The sequence below is a fragment of the Methanogenium organophilum genome (assembly GCF_026684035.1).
GTDB lineage: Archaea > Halobacteriota > Methanomicrobia > Methanomicrobiales > Methanomicrobiaceae > Methanogenium > Methanogenium organophilum.
Genome location: NZ_CP113361.1, coordinates 381,879 through 403,362, shown reverse-complemented (window position 1 = coordinate 403,362; position 21,484 = coordinate 381,879). Strand labels below are relative to the sequence as shown.

At 50.5% G+C, this 21,484-nt stretch carries 23 protein-coding genes; 9 read left to right on the top strand and 14 right to left on the bottom strand.

Translation table 11 applies throughout. From position 1 onward, the window contains the following. Nucleotides 1–246: 246 nt before the first annotated feature. The 9 genes from budA to OU421_RS02105 all read right to left on the bottom strand — a co-directional run bounded on the left by budA (nucleotide 247) and on the right by OU421_RS02105 (nucleotide 7,157). On the bottom strand, nucleotides 247–1,080 hold the full coding sequence (budA, locus tag OU421_RS02145) for an acetolactate decarboxylase (RefSeq protein WP_268186955.1): 834 nt from the start codon (nucleotides 1,078–1,080) through the stop codon (nucleotides 247–249). A gap of 298 nt (nucleotides 1,081–1,378) precedes the next feature. Then, nucleotides 1,379–1,612, bottom strand: coding sequence for a DUF5320 domain-containing protein (locus OU421_RS02140; protein WP_268186954.1), 234 nt, complete (start codon nucleotides 1,610–1,612; stop codon nucleotides 1,379–1,381). Nucleotides 1,613–1,699: 87 nt separating this feature from the next. Beyond that, on the bottom strand, nucleotides 1,700–2,083 hold the full coding sequence (locus OU421_RS02135) for a DUF134 domain-containing protein (protein ID WP_268186953.1): 384 nt from the start codon (nucleotides 2,081–2,083) through the stop codon (nucleotides 1,700–1,702). Next, nucleotides 2,080–2,955, bottom strand: a complete 876-nt coding sequence (locus OU421_RS02130; RefSeq protein WP_268186952.1) for an ATP-binding protein — start codon at nucleotides 2,953–2,955, stop codon at nucleotides 2,080–2,082. Before OU421_RS02130 ends, OU421_RS02135 begins: the two co-directional genes overlap by 4 nt. Continuing rightward, nucleotides 2,952–3,803, bottom strand: coding sequence for an ATP-binding protein (locus OU421_RS02125; protein ID WP_268186951.1), 852 nt, complete (start codon nucleotides 3,801–3,803; stop codon nucleotides 2,952–2,954). The genes OU421_RS02130 and OU421_RS02125 overlap by 4 nt, the downstream gene beginning before the upstream one ends. A 27-nt stretch (nucleotides 3,804–3,830) precedes the next feature. Next, nucleotides 3,831–4,169 (bottom strand): NifB/NifX family molybdenum-iron cluster-binding protein, encoded by a 339-nt coding sequence (locus OU421_RS02120; RefSeq protein ID WP_268186950.1) that lies wholly within the window; start codon nucleotides 4,167–4,169, stop codon nucleotides 3,831–3,833. A 171-nt stretch (nucleotides 4,170–4,340) separates the two neighbouring features. Continuing rightward, nucleotides 4,341–4,637 carry a ubiquitin-like small modifier protein 1 gene (locus tag OU421_RS02115; protein ID WP_268186949.1) on the bottom strand — a complete coding sequence of 99 codons (297 nt, stop codon included), beginning with the start codon at nucleotides 4,635–4,637 and terminating at the stop codon, nucleotides 4,341–4,343. Beyond that, nucleotides 4,634–5,368, bottom strand: coding sequence for a HesA/MoeB/ThiF family protein (locus tag OU421_RS02110; protein ID WP_268186948.1), 735 nt, complete (start codon nucleotides 5,366–5,368; stop codon nucleotides 4,634–4,636). Before OU421_RS02110 ends, OU421_RS02115 begins: the two co-directional genes overlap by 4 nt. Further along, complete coding sequence (locus tag OU421_RS02105) at nucleotides 5,355–7,157, bottom strand: aldehyde ferredoxin oxidoreductase family protein (protein WP_268186947.1); 1,803 nt, start codon at nucleotides 7,155–7,157, stop codon at nucleotides 5,355–5,357. The genes OU421_RS02110 and OU421_RS02105 overlap by 14 nt, the downstream gene beginning before the upstream one ends. 203 nt (nucleotides 7,158–7,360) lie before the next feature. Between OU421_RS02105 and OU421_RS02100 the strand changes: the two genes are divergently transcribed. Together OU421_RS02100 and OU421_RS02095 are read left to right on the top strand one after the other, a co-directional pair. Beyond that, the gene (locus OU421_RS02100) at nucleotides 7,361–8,062 is read left to right on the top strand and encodes a hypothetical protein (RefSeq protein ID WP_268186946.1); all 702 of its coding nucleotides are present in this window, start codon (nucleotides 7,361–7,363) and stop codon (nucleotides 8,060–8,062) included. A gap of 160 nt (nucleotides 8,063–8,222) precedes the next feature. After that, complete coding sequence (locus OU421_RS02095) at nucleotides 8,223–8,726, top strand: GNAT family N-acetyltransferase (RefSeq protein ID WP_268186945.1); 504 nt, start codon at nucleotides 8,223–8,225, stop codon at nucleotides 8,724–8,726. Nucleotides 8,727–8,908: 182 nt separating this feature from the next. On the opposite strand, the gene OU421_RS02090 is transcribed toward OU421_RS02095, so the two are convergent. Then, nucleotides 8,909–9,235, bottom strand: a complete 327-nt coding sequence (locus tag OU421_RS02090) for a type II toxin-antitoxin system PemK/MazF family toxin (RefSeq protein ID WP_268186944.1) — start codon at nucleotides 9,233–9,235, stop codon at nucleotides 8,909–8,911. A gap of 263 nt (nucleotides 9,236–9,498) precedes the next feature. Here OU421_RS02090 and OU421_RS02085 point away from each other — a divergent pair, with 263 nt between their 5' ends. Both OU421_RS02085 and OU421_RS02080 read left to right on the top strand, forming a co-directional pair. Next, on the top strand, nucleotides 9,499–10,353 hold the full coding sequence (locus tag OU421_RS02085) for a GNAT family N-acetyltransferase (RefSeq protein WP_268186943.1): 855 nt from the start codon (nucleotides 9,499–9,501) through the stop codon (nucleotides 10,351–10,353). Between the two features lie 287 nt (nucleotides 10,354–10,640). Continuing rightward, a complete protein-coding gene (locus OU421_RS02080; protein ID WP_268186942.1) occupies nucleotides 10,641–12,353 on the top strand; it encodes a PAS domain-containing protein in 1,713 nt (570 codons plus the stop codon). Nucleotides 12,354–12,536: 183 nt separating this feature from the next. Here OU421_RS02080 and OU421_RS02075 read toward each other — a convergent pair whose 3' ends face one another. After that, nucleotides 12,537–13,013 (bottom strand): tetratricopeptide repeat protein, encoded by a 477-nt coding sequence (locus OU421_RS02075; protein ID WP_268186941.1) that lies wholly within the window; start codon nucleotides 13,011–13,013, stop codon nucleotides 12,537–12,539. Nucleotides 13,014–13,178: 165 nt separating this feature from the next. Between OU421_RS02075 and OU421_RS02070 the strand changes: the two genes are divergently transcribed. Genes OU421_RS02070 through OU421_RS02060 form a run of 3 tightly spaced genes read left to right on the top strand, consistent with a single transcriptional unit; the run spans nucleotide 13,179 to nucleotide 16,330 of the window. Continuing rightward, on the top strand, nucleotides 13,179–13,880 hold the full coding sequence (locus OU421_RS02070; protein WP_268186940.1) for a vWA domain-containing protein: 702 nt from the start codon (nucleotides 13,179–13,181) through the stop codon (nucleotides 13,878–13,880). Between the two features lie 25 nt (nucleotides 13,881–13,905). After that, nucleotides 13,906–14,724: a protein phosphatase 2C domain-containing protein gene (locus OU421_RS02065; RefSeq protein ID WP_268186939.1), complete on the top strand. Its 819-nt coding sequence runs from the start codon at nucleotides 13,906–13,908 to the stop codon at nucleotides 14,722–14,724. After that, nucleotides 14,708–16,330, top strand: a complete 1,623-nt coding sequence (locus OU421_RS02060) for a helix-hairpin-helix domain-containing protein (RefSeq protein ID WP_268186938.1) — start codon at nucleotides 14,708–14,710, stop codon at nucleotides 16,328–16,330. The genes OU421_RS02065 and OU421_RS02060 overlap by 17 nt, the downstream gene beginning before the upstream one ends. 7 nt (nucleotides 16,331–16,337) lie before the next feature. On the opposite strand, the gene OU421_RS02055 is transcribed toward OU421_RS02060, so the two are convergent. Both OU421_RS02055 and OU421_RS02050 read right to left on the bottom strand, forming a co-directional pair. After that, entirely contained in the window at nucleotides 16,338–17,573 is a 1,236-nt protein-coding gene (locus tag OU421_RS02055; protein WP_268186937.1) for a GntP family permease, read from the bottom strand. A 1-nt stretch (nucleotide 17,574) separates the two neighbouring features. Beyond that, on the bottom strand, nucleotides 17,575–18,411 hold the full coding sequence (locus OU421_RS02050; RefSeq protein ID WP_268186936.1) for a DNA-methyltransferase: 837 nt from the start codon (nucleotides 18,409–18,411) through the stop codon (nucleotides 17,575–17,577). A 52-nt stretch (nucleotides 18,412–18,463) separates the two neighbouring features. On the opposite strand from OU421_RS02050, the gene OU421_RS02045 reads away from it, so the two are divergent. Further along, nucleotides 18,464–19,243 (top strand): YkgJ family cysteine cluster protein, encoded by a 780-nt coding sequence (locus tag OU421_RS02045; RefSeq protein WP_268186935.1) that lies wholly within the window; start codon nucleotides 18,464–18,466, stop codon nucleotides 19,241–19,243. A 62-nt stretch (nucleotides 19,244–19,305) separates the two neighbouring features. Next, a complete protein-coding gene (locus tag OU421_RS02040; RefSeq protein WP_268186934.1) occupies nucleotides 19,306–20,658 on the top strand; it encodes a lamin tail domain-containing protein in 1,353 nt (450 codons plus the stop codon). A gap of 360 nt (nucleotides 20,659–21,018) precedes the next feature. Here the strand turns inward: OU421_RS02040 and speD are convergent, their stop codons facing one another. After that, nucleotides 21,019–21,432 carry an S-adenosylmethionine decarboxylase gene (gene speD, locus OU421_RS02035; RefSeq protein WP_268186933.1) on the bottom strand — a complete coding sequence of 138 codons (414 nt, stop codon included), beginning with the start codon at nucleotides 21,430–21,432 and terminating at the stop codon, nucleotides 21,019–21,021. Between the last annotated feature and the right edge of the window lie 52 nt (nucleotides 21,433–21,484).

The following is a 21,484-nucleotide window of genomic DNA, read 5'->3' as shown; positions in this document are numbered from 1 at the left end:
ACCGCTTCTTTCGATAGTTCCATGCATGTGAACGTCTTTTTTTTGAATACTGCGGACCATTTTTCTCAGCCGGTATACCGTGTCCGGACGCCAGCATGTTCCGGTGGTTTTGCTGGCAGAATACGGTCGTTTTTGATTTGAGTGCGTAAGAAAAGGGTATTCTTTTACTGTGGAAATCGATGAACACATGCGGTATTCAATATTTTGCACGTTTAGGCGATTCGGATGGTGACCTGAAAAAGAGGTTTAGTTCTTCTCAACAGATTCCAATGCTGAACTCAGGTCTTCGGTGAGGTTGACATGATAGAAGTCTCCCTCTGTAGGAAGGACGACATACAGGTCGGGGGTAATATCGACTTCAATGTCCCTGCCAGTCATCCGAAGGTCAAGCACATGTCCGCCTGCGTTGCGGTCATCGGTGATGAAGTGGATATGGTATCCCGGCACATTGAGGCCATTAATAAATTCCGGTGACCAGAATCCAACAATGGTTCCGCTGACATTATAGAATTCAAAGACGTTCTGTTCTTTTACCGCTTCAGCAAGTTTTGGATATGGGCGGGACTGCTTCGGGATACTTCGTGTCTTAACATAATCAAACGGGCCAACAATACGAATGGCGTAGACCATATTTGCAGACGGGAGCCCTCCTTCGAGTTGTTCTTCAAACTGGCTGATATTTGCGGTGTGTTCGGCATGGGTGGTAATATCCGGTTCAAAGAATGTGGCGGTGACAAACGGTGTTGTTGTCGTATCTTCGAGCGGATATGCCACGCCATCGGAACGGATCACATAATAGTCACCATCAACTGCTATCAGCTCTCCGTCAAGTCCGTCAATCGTTCCGATGGCAGTGTCACCATGTTTTCTGACTTCTGATATGGGGGTTGTGCCATCATAGACACTCTGGAGGAGGGCGTTGATGGTGGATACCTGATAGAGTGTGTCGTGTGTCTCTGTTGCACCGGGTTGTGCCGTAGCTGCCTGTGCCATGGAAGAGTTGATGATGAGACAGGCAATGATGCCCGCGAAAATACAAATTACGGCAATAAATAATATCTGCTGGTCATGTGGTTTCATTGATATACGTATCTGGTACGTGTTTCCTGTTAATGGTGTGGGATGTATCTCCCTGTCTGTGCAGATACTCCGGATGACTCGGAGGTACCGGCGACTGGGGTTTATGCAATAGCGGAAAAACGGCTGTTCTGTCTTTATGTCATCAGATCCGTTTGAATTAGCGGATGGTGTTTTAAATACGTCCTGTTAAAACCGGGACTGAGAAAACTGGTTCAAAAGAATAGAGGGGATGCAGAATTATTTCTGCAATAATCGGTATTCGGAAGAGGCTGGGCTCTTCCCTGGTGCATTAAACCGATTATCTGCGCCAGAAGCCACGGCCCATGCCACGGCCTCTGGCTCCTCTGCCCCGACCCATCCCAAATCCTCCACCTCTTCCCAACGGGAAGGCTGGTGTAGGAAATACATTCTCCTGTGATTCGGCTGCCGCTCCTTCTTCCGGTGCTACTGTTTCCGCAGGGGGGCAACGCCCCAAGCTGCGGCCTGTCCGTGCCCCACGTCCGGTGGGTCCGGTTCCGTCAAATCCTGGCATTTATAGAGCTCCTGTTAAACTGGATATTTATTGCACATATGTGCAATATTCCGGTTCGACAGACTATTATTGCTCATATGTGCATATTTATTCTTCCGGTTGCGGCAGGGTTTCATCCTGTGTATCCAAGAGGTGACATGTCTCCTGGTCGTTCTGTCCACAATCTGAGATGACAATGACCTTTCCTTCTGAGAGGGCATCAGCCACTTTCCTGCGGGCGGTATGAACATCGCGCCAGAGAGTGCGCCGTGAAACGTTCATCCGTTCCGCAGCGGATTCCTGGTCGAGCCCTTCGCTGTCGACCAGCCTGAAGGCTTCCAGTTCCTCCGGGAGGAGAGAGACTACCTCACGCGTGCGCTCATCCCTGCCGCAGCAGGGGGCATAGCAGCGCCATAGACCTTCATTCTCTATCATCCTGGCGCGCCGGGGCCGGCCACGCCGACGATTTCCTTTGCCGGCGCCATAATTCATTGTGAGATCTCCATCGCATCAGTGAGTCTCTTCCACGCCTCTTTCAGGCTCACTGCAGCAGGAGTCTCCATCCCTGCGACAGACTTGCCACGCCGGGCGGCTTCGATAACGGTCGGGTCGAAGGGGATGGTACCGAGGATCTCGATGCCTTCGCCGGCACAGTATTTCCTGACATCCTCCGCCCGTTCTTCATCAAGATCGGCCTTGTTGAGCACCAAAAACATCTGCACGCCAAACTGTCTGCAGATGGTGACGAGGCGCCTGAGGTCATGCAGGGCAGAGATGCCGGGTTCTGTCACGAGGACAACGGCATCGACACCGCTGATGGCAGAGATCACCGGGCAGCCAATTCCCGGTGGGCCGTCTATCAGAAATGCCGGTGCATGGGTATTGTCGCCCAGTGCGTCCTGTTTAACCTCGAAGACCAGCCGTCCGCTGGTGCCGGAGCCGGGGAAGAGTTCTGCGTGGAAGAGATGCCCATAAGGACTCTCTGAATGGCAGACCTCGCCGCTCTGGCGTTCGATGATCTCAATTGCATCTTCTCTGCAGACAATGGAGCATACGCCACATCCTTCACATTTCAGGGGGTTGACGTGATATATTCCGTCATCTCCCTGACCGATTGCATTGAACCGGCAGTATACTTCACAGATCCCGCATCCAACACACCGTTTCTTATCAATGACCGCACACTCCAGCCCCATGTATGGACGGCACTGGGTGTCTGTCGTCTCAAGGAGCAGGCTGAGATTTGCCGCATCGACATCACAGTCCGCGAGAAGCAGTTTTTCATCTGAAAAGACCGAAAAACCGGCGGCGACCATAGTCTTTCCGGTACCGCCTTTTCCGCTCATTACTGCAATGGTCTTCATGGTATGCCCCCTGCAATTGCAAGCGCATTCTCGTACAATTTGAAAAATGCCTCTCTCCACTCTCCTTTCTCAGAGCAGAGTATGGCACCCCTGTTTTGTATTGCTGCTATTTCGCGGTCAAAGGGTATGGTTAAGAGAACCGGGAGTCCTTCCTCTGCACAGAATTCGAGTGTCGGGGCGTCTTCGCCGTCGCTCCGGTTGATGACAACTCCTGCGGGGACACCCAGAGCTTCTGCGAGACGTGCGGCCCGCTTAAGATCAGCAAGCCCCGAGGGCGTTGATTCGGTGACAAGGATGCAGACATCTGCGCTTTCCATCGTCTCAATGACCGGGCAGGCACTGCCGGGCGGACCGTCAAGGACGGAGACCCCTTCCCATTCTCCTGCTTCCTTTGCAGCCTTGATGACAGCAGGTGCAGCGATCTCTCCTTCGTCCAGAATCCCTGAAATGACGGTGAGTGTGGATGAAGGCCGACTGCGAGTGATCATTCCAATCCTGCGTGGCACCTCTGTTATCGCGTCCACCGGGCAGGACAACATGCATCCTCCGCATGAATGGCAGAGATGGGGTTGAAACATCACGGTGTCTGTGAGAACTGAGATTGCTCCATACCGGCAGAATTCCCCACATGCACCACAGAGGGTACACGTTTCACTGTCCACTTCCGGCACCTTCACCGTCACCGGACCGTCGTTTTCGTCTTCTGGATAGAAGAGGTGGACATTCGGTTCTTCTGCGTCACAGTCAATGAGGGTGATCTCCTCCGACTGGGCGATGGTCCATGCGAGGTTCACAGAGACCATAGTCTTCCCGGTGCCGCCTTTTCCGCTGGCAACAACGATGTTCATACCAGAGGTAATGAATTTTCACTCCTTTCAGACGATACGCTTCAGCGTGCCTGCTTTGTATGCAGTATATGCATCTGCAACTGTCTTTGCCTCACCAAATGCATAGGTGGGGATGCCTGCCACTTCAAGTCCCTTGTTGGCATTGCCGCCGACCTGTCCGGTGACAACCACGTTGACGCCCTTTGATACAAGCATCTGGACGACCTTCGGTCCGACACCGCTTGCGTCATTTGCACTTGCGTTGTTGATGGTCTCAATGACCTCTCCGGTCTCATCGTTATAGACAACAAAGTAGGGTGTCCTTCCAAAGCGGTTTTCTGCGGCAGATTCTGGTGAATCTCCTTTTGATGTGATACATACTTTCATAGCGGATACTCTCCACACATGAATATTACTCATATGGGCATATATCTGTGCATATGGACATGCAAAAAATGGGATTTTTCCGTGTTCCAGATTCGCAGTTTTTTTCCATTCGCCACAATTCCTCTGGAATAAACGGAGGGTGGCAAAAGGATGGTGTTCTCTGTTTGGGGATTATCCACCGCCTGACGGGGGAAAGATGGCGATCAGATCATCTTCTTCAAGAACGGTTTCAAGTCCCTCAATAAAATGAATATTCCTGCCGTTCTTCAGGATGTTCACATATTTATGAAGTTCACCCGTCTCATCAAAAAGTTCGTTTCTGAGGCCGGGGTGTGCTGCCACAAGCATCTCCAGGAGTTTCCCCGTCGTGGTGCCGGGTTCAACGTCTACCCGTGATTCCTTGTCGATAAACTGACGCAGTGTTGCAAATGTCTTTACCGTCACCTTCATCTTTCTGCTCCGTTTCACCCTCTGCCCTGAGATCCGCAGTGTGGACAGTCTTTTAGGGGACTGACATGTATCAGGGCCGTCTCGCCCTGAAGGCCATCCCACATCAGGATTCTGTCGGTAAGAAGCGTCCCTTTCCCTAAGATACACTTGATCGCTTCTGTTACCTGTATGCTTCCGATAACTCCGGTTGTGGCAGAGAGTGCGGGGACTTTTTCTCTCGGAGGTGGATGGGGGACGATGCAGCGCAGACATGCTGAACAGCCCGGCACAATAGTTGCAACCTGCCCGTAGAATCCGTCAATGGCACCATGAATGAATGGTATGCCACAGTCTTCGGCTGCATCTGCAAGGATATACCGTGTATCATAGTTATCCATTGCATCAATAATGACATCCATGCCGTCTGTCAGCTGCATAGCATTTTCTTCGGTGATGACTGCGTTTACTGCTTCTGTTTTGAGATACGGGGTGATTCCTCTGATTCTGTCTTCTGCCACAAGAGCTTTTATTTTCCCGATATCTTTTGGCCGGTACAGTGTCTGGCGGTTGAGGTTTGAACGTTCAATCGTGTCGCAGTCTGCGATACGGATCGTACCGAATCCGGCAAATGCACAGTGGAGGGCAATTGTTGTTCCGAGTCCTCCTGCTCCGGCTACAAGTACTTTGGAACCTTTGAGTATTTCCTGTCCTTTCTCTTCCAGAATGGGAATCTGGCGGATAAACTGCTCTTTTTCTTCAGGTGTAAGCATGTATTGCCCGTGGCTTGGCAAGGCCAAGCTCTCTGAGTTTTTTGGGTGTCGGCACTCCTTCGTTGTCCCACCCACGTTCTGCATAATATTCGTCCAGCAGGGGCTGGCGTTCCCATACCCGCCCTTTCGGCGCACCGTCCTGCAGGGGTTCTGTCAGGAGGCGGTCCGGGAGTGTGTCGTCTTCTTTTGTGTATCCAACTTTAAGGTTAAAGAGTTTCTGGACATTCCAGATGCGTTCACCCACTTTCAAAAGCCCTTCTGCATTGATATTCATACCTGTTGTTGCAGAAAGAATGTCAGCGTAATCATCAGCGATCAGGGCAAATGAGGTGAAAAGGCAGAGGCCTGCTGCGTCAATTGCTGCGGTCAGGTCCTGGTATGTTTTTACCCAGAGTGCCTTTCCTGTGCTTATGTACGGGTCCAGTTTTTGAGGAGCACCAAACACTTCCTGTGAGATCAGATACCCGTAGACATGATCACCGCCCCGGACACTCGTGGCATACGCAAGCCCGTGCCCCTGTAGGCCCCTTGGATCGTATGCCGGCAGGTCCTGCATCTTTACGCTCATCGAAAGTTCCGGGTGGTCATGGCTGACTGCAAATCGGAATGAACCGTCAGCAAGTTCGGCGCCAAATCCCCTCCGGTGACCAATCTGGTCGATGAGATCCAGAAGGGTCGACCCATCACCGAATGTTGGCCCTTCGCTGAGGTATCCCTTTTCTTTCATCTCCATGGCGCACGCGATTGCACCTGCAGTCCCGATATTATCAAGGCCAAGTTTGTTGCACAGCCAGTTGGCTTGGGTGATAAGCGGCAGGTCGCTAATCCCCAGATCCGGCCCAAATCCCCAGACACCTTCATACTCCGGCCCTTCGTGCATTTCCCCCTCCACTTCACAGACACGGCTGCACTTGACGATACATGCATAACAGCCCTTCTCTTTCCGGAGAATAGTGTCCCTCATCCGTTCTCCGGATACATCGTCCGGATTCGGGAAGTTGCAGCGCTGGAAGTTTCGTGACGGAAGGATACCGTTTTCGTGGATGATGTTGACCAGAACCGATGTGCCATAGAGGTGCAGTGCATCACAGATGCCGTTTTCCTGAATTTTTGTACGAATCCTCTCTTTTACGGCATCCAGACGTTCCGTGTCTGCTACGGTGATTGGCATCTCTCCGGTTGCGACAATCGCCTTCAGATTTTTCGATCCCATCACCGCCCCGGCGCCCCCTCTTCCTGCCGCACGATCCCGGTCGTTGATCACACAGGCAAGCAAGTCCTGATTCTCTCCGGCAGGACCGATGCAGAGCACCCGTGCCTTGGGATCTCCGAGATCTTTTTGCAGTGCGTCTGTGGTTTCATGGGTCGTTTTCCCCCAGTAGTCTGCTGCGTCACGAAGTTCAACGGTTCCGTTCTCCAGATACAGATACGATGGTTTCGGTGCTTTCCCCGAAATAACAACACCATCAAATCCTGCTTTCTTCATCTTCCAGCCAAACACACCCCCGCTATTCGCTGACATCAACGTCCCGTTCAGCGGGGACTTTGTGGAAACTTCATACCGGTTTCCAAGTGGGATGCCGGTACCCGTGGTTGGGCCTGTCATGAAACAGATCCTGTTTGCAGGGTCCAGCGGTTCGGTATGAGGGTCCATATTTTCCGAGATTATGCGTGCGCCAAATCCCCTGCCCCCAATGAACTCCCGTTTCATCTCAGCATCTGTTGCCTGAATGGAGATCGTCCCCGTTCCTAAATCCACCCAGGCGATACTATTGGTGTATCCATCCATGGTTACTCACGAACGGTGTATTCTCCGGGGTTGGCAATATAGGTATTCCCGTGTTTCTTCCGTCAGGATGGGAGTATTAAGACACTTCTGAGCGCTCATTTTATCAGGGAATGCATAAATATGGAGACGGAAATATGATGGTGTCAGTCTTCTTCTTCATAGGACAGAATGACAGAAGAAGAAAGAGGAGGTATGATAATATTATGAAATATGTCAGGCAGACCCGCTGGGTCATTGTAGCAGTATTTATTTTTCTCACTATCTGTATGCCAGTCTTCGCACAGGAAGGGGCGGGCGCTGGTTCCGATCCGGGTTTGGGTGTTGGATACGCAGGTGAGTCTTCAGGCCAGAAGAATGTCAGCCTGCAGGAACAGGTCTCGATACGGGAACAGACAACGGCACGTGTTCTGGAATGCGGGCCGGATGAAGCATGCAATGCGACCAGTCTGAGGGAAATGGTTACCAGCCGAAACCAGGTGTATCAGGCAGAGACAAATGGTGCCGTACCTCCGGTGAATGTTACCGGGATGGCAGTGTATGCATTCCGTGCAGCGGCCCCGCTCACCGGTGCGAGTTCGCCTGATCTTGTCCGGCTTGCTGAAGAGATCAATGGTTCTGTCCAAAACGCAGTCCAATATGAAGCACAGATGCGTTCACAGAATGCGTTTATGGTCTTTTTGTTCGGGGGCGATCAGGCATCGGCGGATGCAATCATGCAGCATGTGATCCAGAACCGTGTTCGTATAGAAGAGATGAACCGTCTTATTGACGGGTGCGGCTGTGATCCCGAGACAGCAGCAATTCTCCGTGAGCAGGTGCAGGTGATGGAACTGGAACAGGCACGCTTTGAAGAGCTGGCAGCTGCGGAGAAAGCCAAACGGGGACTATTCGGCATATTTGGGTGAAGGGAACCGTTTCCGCGTACGGCGGAATCACTCGTTCATTCTTTTTTTCTCTGTCTCTTTCATAACGCAGATGTGTATCCCATAGAGGGGATATTTTTCTCGCGTTTCCGGGGATTTTTCGGAATACTCTTTGATAAAGGATGAAATAAATTCAGGAATTATGATGCGTAGAGGAGACGGTTCCGGGGAAAAACGCCTGCATATCAGAATCGCTGTGCCTTTGGATGGTGATATTATTGCTGCACGAAACGGTGAGATGGCGTTTGAGACGGAAGGGCATGTGCTTGATTCTGATACAGCCCGGAAAGGTGCGATGTCTGTCCTTGAAGACCCGGCAAAAGGATGGTACCTGGTGGCTGAACATGAAGGGGCAATTATCGGCCAGTGCATGATTACTCTCGAATGGAGTGACTGGAGAAACGGGCAGATCTGGTGGATTCAGAGTGTATATATTATTCCGGAATGCCGAAGGAAAGGGGTTTTCTCTGAGATGTATGCATGGATTGATGCTGAAGCACGCAGGCAGCCGGATGTCGTGGGGCTTCGCCTGTATGTGGAACATGAGAATCTGGCTGCCCGCGGAGCATATCGCATGCTTGGTATGGAGGAGGCGCCGTATGTCATGTATGAGGCGCTCTTTCCAGAATGTAGGGGCGGAAAGTGAATAGATACATCATGGATGTTGATTGATTCCGGGAAGATTTCCTATATTATTATCATTATTATTATGCTGACAATTTCAACATCTGTGCCAACGCCGAAACCGAAGTGAGGGTGGAGGGTTCATAGTATGTCGCGGTTCATCTTCTCATTTGGATTTCTTTATAGTATATCGTTTCCTGAAGGCTACCACAGTGAATGGGCACTCTCGAGAAGTGTCCTGAAATAATCCGGTTCAAGGGTTCCCTTCTTATGGCGGACGGACCGTTCGGTGATGGTCCTTTGTTCATGAATCAGAATATAGCTGTCTTCGAAAAGGTCAAGGCCACCTGCATGGAAATCATGGATTGCGCACGCAATGGCAGGCTTGTCTATCGGGCGCTTCGATGTAAAGGGGCATACCAGAAGGGTTCCTTCCCCGGTAACCGAGAGAATCACGAGCGGTCGTGGATATGTACTGTTTCCCAGACTAAATGGTGCCAGTATGACATCTCCCGGTCTGCAGCCTTTCATTCACATGAATCAGACTTCTGAGATGAAGAAATTCACGTCATCTGAGTGGGCTGGCGGCGTTGAGGGTGCCGTGTGATGTGAAGGTGATAGAACGGTGGTTGTACGTCAGGTGGAATCCCGTGCCATTTCAAAAGGATAAAATGGCTGGTGCTTCCCACTTTTTCAGGTGTACCGGTCTTTCTCCAGCACTGCGAAATGCATAAGATCTTCCGGTGTATGGAATAAGAGAGAGGCCGTGATACTGTCCGTGGGAGAAGAATAGGATGGAACAAGACTCAGATGAACTGTTGATACGCATTGCTACAAAAGATGAAGTTCCGGTGTTTATTGAATGGGCACGTCAGGAGGGCTGGAATCCCGGCATCCATGACGGGGAATGCCATTATGCGGTAGACCCGGATGGATGGTTTGTCGCGGAGACTGGCGGGGAGATCGTGGGTACACTGGTGGTAACCAATTATGATTCGATATTCTCTTTTGGGGGGTTCTACATTATCCGTGAAGATAACCGCGGTCATGGAACCGGGTGGAAGCTCTGGAACCATGGGATGAACCATGCAGGTGAGAGGAATTTTGGTGGCGACGGTGTCTATGAGATGCAGGACAAATATGCAAAGAACGCAGGGCTCATCTATGCATACCGGAATATTCGGTGGCAGGGTATCGCAGGCGGACGAGGGCAGCCGGATCTGGTCCCTGTAGGGGAATTGCCACTGAGTATGCTGGCCGCGTATGACCGTGAGCATTTTCCTGCAGAGCGCTCCCGTTTTATTGAGAAATGGATTTCACCGGATACCACACTAGCACTTGCATATCTTCACCCGGATGAATCCATTGGTGGGTACGGAGTAATTCGCCGCTCGTATGAAGGAAATAAAATTGGCCCGATATTTGCTGATACACCTGATATTGCAGAGAGTCTCCTTGAAGGGCTCACTGAATCAGTGGTAGGTGAGGTATTCTTCTTTGATACTCCTGAACCAAACGCTGCCGCGGTGGGAATGGCGCGAAAACGGGATATGACAGAGGTTTTTGAAACTGCAAGAATGTACTCCGCGAATGTGCCGGTGCTTCCGATGCATGAGATATTTGGTGTCACTTCATTTGAGTTGGGATGATTCGCGAGGCTATCTTTCTGAGTCGGATGCTGTGCATTTTCCATGATATAAAAAAACAGATTCCTATTTCCCATCCGACATTTTCACACTCTAATCTGATATTTGTCTTGAATTGAGTGCATGGCATATGTTTATTTGTATGTATATTGAAGTGTTTTTTGAGGCATAATGGTGCCATGCATAGATATTCTCCGGAACTTGATCGCATAAAGCAGATACTCAGACAGAATCGACGGGGGCTGAGTATCACTGAAATATCTCGTAAAATTGGGATAAACCGGAATTCTGTGGCAAAATATCTGGATGTGCTTCAGATTGCCGGTGAGGTGGAGGTGAAGAAGGTTTGTACAGCAAAGTTGTACTTTATTTCAGACCGTGTCCCTCTATCGGAGATGCTTAGTCTAACCTCCGATGCTATTCTTGTAATCAGCGCTTCAGGAGTTATTGATTTTGCAAATTGCCGGTTTCTTGGAATAGAGGGATGGCAACTGGATGAGATTGCCGGTAAAAAACTCTCCGAGCTTTCGTTCTCTCTAATCGATGAGGATATTATGGAGAAGGTTTCTTCTCCTATCCCCGGCGAGATATTTGAAAAAGAGATCACTGTGAAGGATGAGGGCGGTTCGCAGATATTCAGGGCCAAATGTATCGGTACCGTTCTTCCGGACGGTGGCAGGGCAACGACCCTGATATTTGAGGATGTCACCGTGAAACGTGAATGTCAGGCACGCCTGAGATTGAAAGAGGCGCTCTATCGGGCGGTTGTTGAAGATCAGGCTGAATTTATTATTCGGTACAGTCCTGACAGGACTATTTCCTTTGTAAATGATGCATACTGCAGGGCATTTGGTCTCGATCGTCTGGAGGTACTGGGGACGGTCTTTGCTCCTTCCATACCGGCAAAGTATCAAAAAATTGTCACTACTCAGTTGGCCAGATTAACGCCCGATAATCCGGCAATATCATTTGAAAATCCGGTGATTATGCCGGATGGGGAAGAGGCATGGCATTATTGGACAAACCGGGCAATATTTGGTGATTCTGGTGATCTTATTGGCTACCAGTCTGTTGGACGGGATATCACAGAGCAGGTGAAGATTCAAAAAGCAAAATGTGAAATTGTGGAAGAACTTACTGCGCTCTCTGATTTCTCGAGCGGGCTTGTGATGCTTTCCGCACATGAAGACATCTGTTCTTATGCTGCAATGAGCATCAGAAAGATTGCTCCGTCTTCACTAATGCTGTATTTTATCATTCATGATGGATTTTACCATCTCAGGGCTGTTTCAGACGGAAGAAACTGGCATGACAGGCAGGCGGTAGTCACTCTGAATAATGCAAAAGGAATGCGCTTTCCATGCCCGGTGGAGATTGTTCATTCCATATCCACACCGACTCTGGAGCGATTTCCTGATGGGTGTGCTGTTCTCTTCTGTGATGGAATAGATGATGAGCTGGGAGGAATCATTAGTGAGTTGCTGCAAAAGCAGACCTGCCTTTCAATGGGTATTATCGCCGGAATGAATATTATAGGCACCTGCCTTTTATTTTCCGGGAAAAATTACCCGCTACGTTCTTTGCCTCTTATCGAAACAATGGTTAATCAGGCTGCTGTTATGATACAGAACAATTACATGTTACAGTCTATGCAACTGGCTGAAACCCGGTATGAAAGTCTGCTGGATCATTCACCCAGTATGATAGGGATTCATGTGGGTGAGAAAATAGTGTATGCAAATCCCCGTCTCAGGGAGTTTCTAGGTGTGTCTGTTGATGAGAATGTGGTTAATTTACCTATCAGTAAATTCGTTCACCCTGAAGTTCTGGAGTTAGTCCGCGAAAGGGTGGCTCATGTATACTCAAAAGGTGAGGCAGCACCTCCGATGAAAGAACGGTTAATTGATATCAATGGAAGCGTGAAAGAAGTGATGGTGTTTAGTCTTCCTACCGTGTATCACGGAAAACTGGGATGTGAATTTAATATCCAGCCTCTTTCGTGATATAGGACATTTTCTTATTGAATGCATAAAGTATAGCAACTGATGGTACCTGTTCTTGTGTGCAGGAATCCTTGAGAGGGGTGGGTGGAGGTTCGTGAACAGGTATTTATGTTGGGGATGCAGGTGAACTGCTCTCGAAAGATCAAAAAAATTGTAGGCACATCTCCTCTGTGCGGGTAATTGTTATTCGTGTATGATCCCCTGCATCACCCGTTTCTCCATTTCTTCTTTTTTCCGGTGCCGGTGATGGATGAGAATCAGAATACATCCTCCGAGGATTATGATTGCAATAGTGAGTGGGTTGATGAAGTCTGCTGTCAGAAGAAACAGATTGGCCTGCGCCTGAATGAGATTTGGGTCGAGTTCAATGGCAGCTTCATATTCTGATATTGCCTCCTGCCGCAATCCCAGATGTTCCAAAGCGACCCCTTTGTTATAGTGTATTTCAGCAATATCCGGATAGAGTTGGAGCGCTTTGTCATAATACACAACTGCTCCCTCATAATCTCCGATATCTGCACATGCAACCCCGGCATTTGCATATCCAAATGTATTGGGAAGGGTACCTATATCTGCTGTTCCCACCCCGACACAGAATGCGACGATACTCAGTATCGCAAGAGCTATCCGGCAGCCACCCATACTGCCAGTGTTTCTCATATATATCTCCTGTTCCTGAATGGGGGTAGATATATATTATATGTTGTGGTGCGGGGGAATTTTTACTGAAATGATGATGTGATGAGATGACAGCGTATTTTATAGGGGGCACAGCCAAATATTCAGTTACTGGATGTTTGTCCGGTATGGTATTTGTGAATACATATGAGCAGATTAGAGGATTTGGTAGAGATTGCATATCCCGGGGAGCCCCATTGTCCTATCGTGCTGCTGCTTGATACATCAGGTTCGATGTCTATTCATGGCAAAATAGAGGAGATGAAAGATGGGCTGCGGGCCTTTAAGGAAGAGTTGGGTTCTGATGTTCTAGCCCGAAAACGTGTTGAAATCGCGGTTGTTACATTTGGTGAAACGGTCGAGGTGGCACATCCGTTCTCTCTTGTCGATGCGTTTACTCCTCCGGAGATCTCCGCTGCCGGATTAACCCCTATGGGAGAGGCGATACTGTGTGCCATTACGTTGATAAAGGAGCGAAAAGAGCAGTACCGGACTGCAGGAATCGATTCATACCGGCCGTGGATCTTTCTGGTTACGGACGGGGAACCGACGGATATGTACGGGGGGGACGCTCTCTGGGAAGAAGTTACTGGTGCCATCCGGACTGGCGAGGAGAATGGTGAATTTTTCTTCTTCCCTGTGGGTGCGGAGCCTGCTGATATGAAGATCCTTGCTGCCATCTCTCCTCCCGGACGAGATCCTGTGCGGCTCAGGGAGAATCGATTCTCCGATATGTTTGTCTGGCTTTCCCGAAGTCAGGCGAAGGTTTCCACATCTGTGACTGGGGACCAGGTTATACTGGAAGACTTCTTCGGTCCCGGAGGATGGGGCGAGCTTCCCCTGTTTTGATTTTTTTTTGAATGTGTGGTTTGGGATGTCTGTTCCACCCCCTGTCGGATGCCGGTACCGGATCTCCGGTGCTGCGGTTGCCGGGTTGTCTCATCAGTCTGAGGGTAGGCTCTGTGAGGATATATGGGAAGGTGCAGTCTTTGGCGTGGCGGGCGCAGCGGTTGCTGTCGCAGACGGGCTGGGAAGTGCACCGCATGGCAGGAGGGGTGCAATGGTTGCTGTGTCAGCCGCCATCGAAGCCCTTTCGGTATTTTTTATACCTGGGCCGGACGGGGAAGGGTGCGATGCAGAGCATGAGCCAAATCACGCGATGGTGCGTGGCGCCTGCAGAGCTGCCCATAATGCGGTTTTCAGATATGCGTCTGCCTGTAATATTTCATCCCGGTCGTTTGCCTGCACCCTGATTGTGCTCCTCTGGAACGGGAATCAGGTTACCACGGCACGGATCGGGGATGGGGCGGTTGTCTGTCTGCAGGGGGGTGAGCAAATTCTCCTTTCGGCCCCGCAGGAACGCAGGTATGTAAATGAAGTCGTGCCGCTTACCGATGAAGGGTATGAGGATGCCTGTGTAATCTCATCCGATTTGTCGTGTGTTACGGCGTGTGCAATTTTCACTGATGGATGTGAACGGCTTTTTCTGGAAAAAAAACCGGATGGCTATCATCCCCATGAACCATTCTTCCTGCCGTTTTTTTCGGCAATTGAACCGCTTGCAGGTACTCCGGAAGGGGACCGTGCTATTGCTAACCTTTTGGTATCAGATAAGTTCATATCCTTTTCAGAAGATGATAAGACTCTGGTTGTTGTAACAACAAATGAAGGGAGTGGTGAATATACTGGATAAACGTGTTGTGTATGATGTTTCAGGGACAGCTATTAACCTGTCAGGGCCGTTAAAAGCCGGCGGTGAGGGTGAGATATTTTCTATTGACGAGAGCCCCGGTTATTGTGCCAAGATATTTTATGAAAACCGGTTAACTGCGACTCTTTTTCAGAAGGTTACAGCAATGGTGACAAATCCGCCTGATGCGGGTCTCATTGACTGCAGGGAAAAACATGGGTCTGTTGTGCTGGCATGGCCGGTTTCTCTCCTCTTTGATTCTCCTTTGGGTAGCAGGAATTTTATTGGATATACGATGCCTCTTGTTGATACTGACCTTTTTCGGGAAGCTCACTCCTATTATGATCCGCAGGATCGCATCCAAGAGTATGGCGGCGCCTTCTCGTGGCGGTATCTTCTTACGGCCGCCTATAATATTGCAACCGTAACCGATGATATCCACCGGCACGGTCACTGTGTGGCTGACTTTTCCGGTAGAAATATTCTGATCGCCCGCACTGCAGCAGTTGCTGTTATTGACTGTGATTCGTTCCAGATCCGTGATGCCACGTCGGGACGTGTTTTCCCGTCTGCTGTAGGAACCGGGGAATATTTGCCACCCGAACTTCAGGGGATCAATTTTTCAGAGGTCCGTCGTGACCGCTATCACAGTGATCTCTTTGGGCTTGCTGTGATGGTATTTAAACTTCTCATGGGAGGTGTGCACCCGTTTCAGGCGGGCGGTGATGGTGTTTCTGCTTTTCCGGGGATTGAACAGAAAATACAAAATGGTGTCTTTGCCTTCGCTTCACCGAACGATACTATTTACCCCCCATCATTTGCACCGGATTACCATATTCTCCCTCCGTCAGTTCGCAATCTGTTTTCGCGATGCTTTGTTGATGGAATCAGAGAACCTAAGCTCCGTCCGTCTGCCGGAGAGTGGAAGGACTGCCTGCTCTCGGAGATTATGGCAATGAAACATTGCAGGGTGAACACCAACCACTGGTTTGGCGGCCATCTTGGGGTGTGCCCGTGGTGTGGGCGGGGCGATGCAGATCTCTTTCCCGTGGAAGTACCTTCCCGCATCGGGAACGTGAGTATTGAAGTGAAAGAAGATGCCACAGGATGTATGGACATTCCATCTCATGATGAGTTGTGTCAATCTTCCGCTATCTCGTCCCCATCCCCGGTTTATGATGTGCCTCCCCCCACTGAAGCACATGATACTGCCTCTGGTCTCTATGGTGGTGAGGATACTAATTCCGGATCCGGTAATGACGGCGGAAGAGGACCGGAAGATACCCCCGAAACACCGTCTGCTCCTGCAATCCTGCTCCCCGAACCCCATGTTACGATGCATAATCTGGCCCGGAATATCACCATTCCCTGCCGTCTGCCGGTGAGTGTTGCCGGGGACGGTCCGCTTCTGATTCATGTGGCTGCTGATGTACCCTGGATTGAGATTGCAAATACAACGGTGCCGGTTGAGGGAGACGGGGTGGTGCATGTCACTCTCAATACCGGCAATATGGGTAGTAAGGGGTTCCAGAAGGGACGGGTTATGCTGCGTGCGGGTGATATCCGTGAGGAAATATTTTTGTTCGTATCCGTCCAGCCCGAATTATGAGTGTATTTCAGCCGAATACGGTGTATGTAATTGCTGCGATTAGTGTTCCTGCACATAAGAGCGGCACAGTGTATCGCATGAAGACGTCCTGCACACTATCGCCTGTGGTCCGGCGTATGAGCCAGAAGAAGGGGTCGGTGAAGAAACTGAACATCATGCATCCGGCGGCAGTCATCAGGATAAGGGGTACCGCGGCAACTGCTGAGGTGATCTCTGTTCCTGCAAGAAGAGATGCGGTTATGACTGCCGATACCACCCTTGATCCCTGTGCTGCCTGGAAGAGTGCTGCAATGACAAAGGGAATCAGGATTGCAGGGAGGATGGTGGTGAGTGACGGGAGGGCGGCGGCGATGCCCCCTTCCGCGGCGATCACTGCCCCGAGACCGCCTGCACCGCAGAGATCAAAGATAATGATCCCCGCATGTTTTGTGCCCGATTCAAGTGCAGGAATGCGGGATGCTGCGGGCGAGACCAGAATTGCTCCACAAAGGCCGGTTAATAGGGCGATGTTGATGTTTGCGAGAATGGAAAGTGGTGCGACCAGATGGCCCGCCGCAAGACAGGCGACCGGCAGAATGACGGGTATCCACGCCTGCCTGCGACTACCCGGAGCTATTTCTTCGCCCTCCTGACTGCCGGTACTGCATGCATGGTACCGTCCGGCGAGGTACACCATGATGATGAGTGCAAAGAGTGAGAGAGGGAGTGCCGCCTGCAGGTAACTGCCTGCGTTGAAATCTCCCTGTTTCAGACTATTTGTTATTGCATAGGTGACGGGAAGCGGGTAGAGAAAAACAAATGAAATGACGGAACCGCATGCTGCTGCATAGTAGAGTGATGTGGTGCAGTGCAATTTTCTGCGGATGCCTGCGAGTACCGGCGTGAGGACAATAAACGGGGTGATGCAGCACATCATCGGAATTGAGAGAAGGTATCCGGCGAGACCTGCAGCAGAAACCGGACGGTGGGCAACCTGCCCGATATCTTCCACAATACGTTCTGCACCCCCGTCCTGTTTCAGGAATTTCGCGATGACGGATCCACAGTAGACAGGTATTCCCAGGAGTGCAAAGAGTACTCCCGCACCGCCTGTAAATGCCGTCACCGCCGATTCACCCATCCCGGTTAGCAGGGCAAAGAGAAGGGCTCCACCGGTAAGAGTGAGAAACGGCGGGATAGCATGGCGGGTGGCCACAATCGCGATTGCCGCTATGGCGATGAGAAGTGCGATGACGGGGCCCATATTATAATCCTGATTGTGTCCGCCTTCTTATCCGTTCCTCTGCACAGTCGCAGTAGTCATTGTCTATCTCAAATCCAATGTAGTGCACACCGAGGGTAGTGCACGCAAGGGCGGTATTCCCGATACCCATGAAGGGGTCACAGACAACACTACTGGTGGTATGGCCGTGCAGGCGTATACACATCTCCGGCAGTTTCTCCGGGAAACTGGTGGGGTGAGGCCGCGATGAACGGATGGTTTTGTACGGGATAAACCAGACATTCCCGCGGTCCCGCAGGTCTTGTGTTGCCTGTTTCCAGCGGCCGATATTAGTCTTGTCCTGATACTTCACCCCGACTGCAAGTTTATCCAGTTTTGTGGTGCCTTTCGGGGTGAAATGAAAAATATGCTCGTGGCACTGGCTGAGGTATCGGTCTGAGTTGACCGGTTGATAATGCCCGACGGAGATGTCATCTCTGATAGCATCATAATTGCCTGCATCTTCTTTTGCGATGGAGACGGACTTCACCCAGTGGATCACATTCTGGAGAACGTAATCTTCACGAAATTCCTGCATGACGTCATAGGGCACCCATGGTTCTCGTGGTTTTCCGCCGATATTGAGGAAAAATGAGCCGTCATCGCGGAGGATGCGGCGTGATTCATGTGCAACCCGGTGCATCCACGCAAGGTATTCTTCATAGGGCATGGTGTCATCGTGGGTTGCATATGGTTTGCCGATATTATAGGGGGGCGAGGTGACAATAACGTCCACAGTGCCTGCTTGCATCAGTTTCATGCCTTCAAGGCAGTCCATCCGGTAAATCCGGTCGGTTTCAATGGATGACGGTATATTCATGCACACCCCTGTTACTCACTGGTATATTTCCCGCTCATCAGATTTATGAGGCGTGATTGGTGATGTCTGGTCAGCAAAGAAAGGTGCAAGTATTCCCGGGAGAAACATATCAACAGGTGAGAGTATCTCAAAAGCAGTGCTTCAGAAACGGCTTACGGGACTGGAAGAGGAGCGTGCGCTTCTTGACGAATATCCGGCAGAAGAGTATGCGGAAATAGTCCGGGATACGGGTTTTTCCTGTACATGCTGTGGGCGTTGCTGCACAAAGGAGGTCAATGACCATGTATTCTTACTGGATGAGGACGTACGCCGCATCCGGCCGGTGCACCCTGATGTGCTGGTCCCGGCACCGTATTTTGAGGCATGCGACCAGAACGGCAGGTTCTATGTCTCCGGGTATGCCCTGAAGACACAGGATGGGAATCTCTGTACGTTTCTGGACGATTCCATGCGGTGTCGTATCTATGCAGACCGTCCACTGATCTGCCGGGTATACCCGTATATGCTGCATCGTGAGGAGAATGCATCCGGAGACCTGCGCTGGTGCCATCTCTCCGGTCTGAATACGCATGGGGAATACAATGAATCGATCTCACCTGAGGACGCGGCATCCATTGCTGAAGAGACCATCCGCTACGAAAAGGCGTACCTCGATCAGCAGATTGCATTCTTCCGGGCACTCCTTGATCTCTTTGAGAAAGAGGGATTCCGGTATGTCCGGCGGACGTATGACCTTGCAATGCGGGATTTCTGTCGGGGTGAACCGGTGCGTGTCATGGTCTTTTTTGATGGGCGGTTTGAAGAGGCGGTTGTCTCCCGGGATATGTATTGACAGATCAAAAAACTCTTTTTACGCACACCATTTTTTTGTTTCCCGCCCTGATGTATGTATAGATGGGGAAACATTCACGGCTTGAAAAGATGGGTATCTTTGTCCTGCTCATTGCAGGTATCTTTGGTGCTTTGAACTACAGTGATGAGATCTCGCAGGTTGTTCCATCCGGCATATTCGCTCCGGATGATGAGGGACTTGTTGTGGGCGCATTCAATGTGCAGGTATTCGGCACAACAAAGGCTGCACGGGAAGATGTGATGGATGTGCTGGGAAAGACTATCCGGTCGTATGATCTCATCGCAATCCAGGAGATTCGTGACAGTTCGGGAACGGCACTACCTGCGCTCCTGGATGAGGTGAACAGCGACGGGTCACAATATGCATATGTGGCCTCTGATCGGCTGGGCCGGACGGTATCAAAGGAGCAGTATGCCTATTTCTATAATATGGAGACCGTGCGACTGGTGGGTGCTCCCCGAACCTATCCGGAGCCGGAGGGGTCCGACCCGTTTCACCGCGAACCGTTCATTGTCCGTTTTGTTGGAATAGAGGACCCGGTGGGTGCAGTCTGTGTGGTAATTCACACCGATCCCGATGAAGCGACAGAAGAGATTAATGCCCTTCCTGCAGTTGTGGACTGGATCAACACCACGTATCCATCTGAACCGGATGTGATCGTGATGGGGGACTTCAATGCAGATGGGACGTATTTTGACGAGGAATCTGATTCTCCGTTGCGTGCGCCGGTATATCACTGGCTTATTGGAAATGATTGTGACACTACGACCGGTGATACGGTGAGGACCTATGACCGGATTGTCATCACCCGGTCTCTGGATGATGAGTATACCGGGACTGCGGGTATATTCCGGTATGACGACCTGTTTGGAGTCGCACCTCCTCTCCTGACCGGTGTGTCTGATCATTACCCGGTGTACGCAGTGTTTTCTACGAGTGATACGGCGGATTCTGCTGTAGAGTCATTCCTCTCCAACCTGACACTTGCTCTGCCGGACATACCGGTTTCCGCTGTTCCGACGGAGCCTGTTCCCTCTCCTTCTGACAGCGTGGAAATTCCAACGAAAGCGGTGCAGTCGTGGAATGTGGTGATCACCGGTGTCAGCCCGGTGGACGAATGGGTGGCCATACAGAATACCGGCACCGGGACTGTGTCACAGGATATGACAGGATGGGTGCTTACCGATGATACCGGTAGCAACCGGTATGCCTTCCCAAACTATTCCCTGAGTCCAGGTGAGATGGTCACTGTATATACCGGGACGGGTGAACCAACAACGGACGCTCTCTACTGGGGACGAATGCAGGACGTCTGGAACAATGACGGTGACGTGGCATATCTGTATGAGCCGGATGGTCTGCTGGTGTCATCGTATCCGGTCAAAGCGGTATAAAATACACTTTCACCCCGCCCGGCAGATATTTATGAAGGGATACAGGCAAGTAGTAAATGGGGCGGAGGACACCCCCATTCAACACCTCTGCATGCGAGGGGAATTCACCGCTATTTGGTTCCTCCCGTATGATTAAGTCTGCTCCAGACTTCCAATTTACCCCTCCTTTCTTTTTGCACTGGCTGCAGGTGATTTACAGGATATTCATTCTTCAATGTCCTGGATTTACCCGGATGCATTCATTATCCTGTGTGAAATTACTGTCACTGAAACGCAATTTCAGCCGGGCCGAAAATCTGATCCCGTGGCGATTGCCGGATTTCTGGAAGAAAAGAGATTACGGGCTGTTTTGGCCCACACTTAGTTTCTGAAAATAACTTGTATTGCGCAGGACTCGGCTTCAAAGAAATCTTTACAGAATTCCGCCATGACTTCAGGAGGGTATTCCTTACAGCTGAAGATATCGAGGTATGCCGCATTTGTTTCATTGGCAAAGTGTCCTGATATCAGGGAGGTTTCAATCAGCTGGGTCATGGAATATCCGGCAACCCGGTCATTTGGACCGAAATGAACGACCTGTGTTTCACCAAATCGTTTCATATCAATGAGTTCACACAGCTGCGCTACGAACTCACGAATCTTTTCCGCATCCCGGATGGTCTCCGGGTTACATTTCTTGAGATCGACTGCGGTCGCAAGACCCCATGCATCCGTCTCTCTGAACTGTCTGATGATTCCTTCATCAGATGTGGATACTACTGCTACCTGTTCCATGTCTACTCCGACATAATGTTGTATCAATACATCATTTAATCGTAGATTTAAT